The organism is Kribbella turkmenica, assembly GCF_004348725.1.
Classification (GTDB): Bacteria; Actinomycetota; Actinomycetes; order Propionibacteriales; family Kribbellaceae; genus Kribbella; species Kribbella turkmenica.
The window spans coordinates 1-1,540 of the sequence record NZ_SMKR01000334.1 but is presented as its reverse complement, the minus strand read 5'-3'; the positions used below and the strand labels follow the sequence as shown (position 1 = coordinate 1,540).

1 protein-coding gene is annotated in these 1,540 nt (G+C 67.2%); it reads right to left on the bottom strand.

The features are described from left to right. Positions 1-38: 38 nt before the first annotated feature. Positions 39-1,220 carry an IS30 family transposase gene (locus E1218_RS35715; RefSeq protein WP_132327446.1) on the bottom strand — a complete coding sequence of 394 codons (1,182 nt, stop codon included), beginning with the start codon at positions 1,218-1,220 and terminating at the stop codon, positions 39-41. Positions 1,221-1,540 lie beyond the last annotated feature (320 nt).

The window sequence follows — 1,540 nt, the reverse complement described above, 5'->3', positions numbered from 1 at the left end:
GGCGGTTTCAGGGGGTCGTTGCAACACCGTGTTGGTTTCTAGGTGGTGAGTAGATCACGCAGGCGCTCGGCTGGGGTGTCCCAGCTGAGCGTTTTGCGTGGTCGGGCGTTGAGTTCTTGGGCGACGTGTTCGAGGTCTTCGGGTCCGTAGGCCGACAGGTCGGTTCCTTTGGGGAAGTACTGGCGCAGGAGCCCGTTGGTGTTCTCGTTGGTGCCGCGTTGCCAGGGTGAGTGCGGGTCGCAGAAGTAGACGGCGATGTCGGTGGCTATCGAGAACTGCTTGTGTCTGGCCATCTCGCTGCCTTGGTCCCAGGTCAGGGAGCCGCGTAGGTGGTCGGGCAGGGTCTGCATGGTCTGGATCAGTCCGTCGCGGACCTGTTCGGCGTCGTGGCCGCCGGGCAGGTGGACCAGCATCGTGTAGCGGGTGGCGCGTTCGACCAGGGTGCCGATCGCGGACCGGTTGTGCTCGCCCATGATCAGGTCTCCTTCCCAGTGGCCGGGAACGGCGCGGTCGTCGGCCTCGGCCGGCCGCTCGGAGATCATGATCATCTCGTCGAAGCGGTGCCGGCGCTGATCGGGCTGGCGTTGCGGCTTGCGGCGGGTGCGTCCGGTGCGCAGCGCGGCCTGGACCTCGCGTTTGAGACCGCCGCGGGCCTGGAAGTACAGCGCTTGGTAGATCGTCTCGTGGCTCACGCGCATGCTCTCGTCGTCGGGGAAGTCCTTGACGAGCCTGTTCGAGATCTGCTCCGGAGACAACTTGCGTTCCAGGCCTTGCTCGACCTGTTCACGCAGCGCGGTGTCGGTCATCAGCTTGCAGGTCTTGGGCCGGGCCCGGGCCGCCGCGGCATCACGGTGCGCCTGGTGGGGCAGGTAGAGCCCGTCGGTGCTGTGGGCGCGAACCTCGCGGCAGACCGTGGACTTGTGCTTGCCGATGCCGGCCGCGATCGCGGTCAGGGTGAGTTTGTTGATCAGTCCGTCAGCGATCGCCAGCCGCTGGTCCAGGCACAGGGAACGGTCACTGATCAGGTCGCTGGTCACAGCATCGGCCGGTCCGGTCATGGACCGGTGATACCGGGCTGCGGTCGCGGAGTCCACGACCCTGCCGTCGGGGTGGATCCGCGTGTTGTTCACCTTGCGGACCCCCTGATGCCAGTCCAGCCCGGTACGCCGGTTCACGCCCACCTCCTGGGCCGCGCGGGCGATCGACCAGCCCGCCTCCATCAGCTCCGCGAACCGGATCCTGGCCGGCGCCTTGCCCCTCACCGCCCTCGCTGCGGGAACTAACCCCGCCGCGACAAGGATTCGGCGAGCAGTGCCATGACTCACCCCGCACACGGCCGCCGCACGGTTGATACTCCCCGACTGCCCGAACACCACAACGACCTGGTCACGCACCACATCGGTGACAACCGACCGCCGGCCCGACCCCCGACCAAGTGCCCGCAAGATCTCGTAACCGCGACCCCGCGCTATACCCAACGACCCACACGCCGCCGCTACCCCAACCCCCGAATCCACCAACCGCACCAAAGCATCCCCGT

Coding starts and splice junctions, on each gene's coding strand:
- E1218_RS35715 (WP_132327446.1), bottom strand. CDS start 1,220: ATGGAGGCGGGCTGGTCGATCGCCCGCGCGGCCCAGGAGGTGGGCGTG.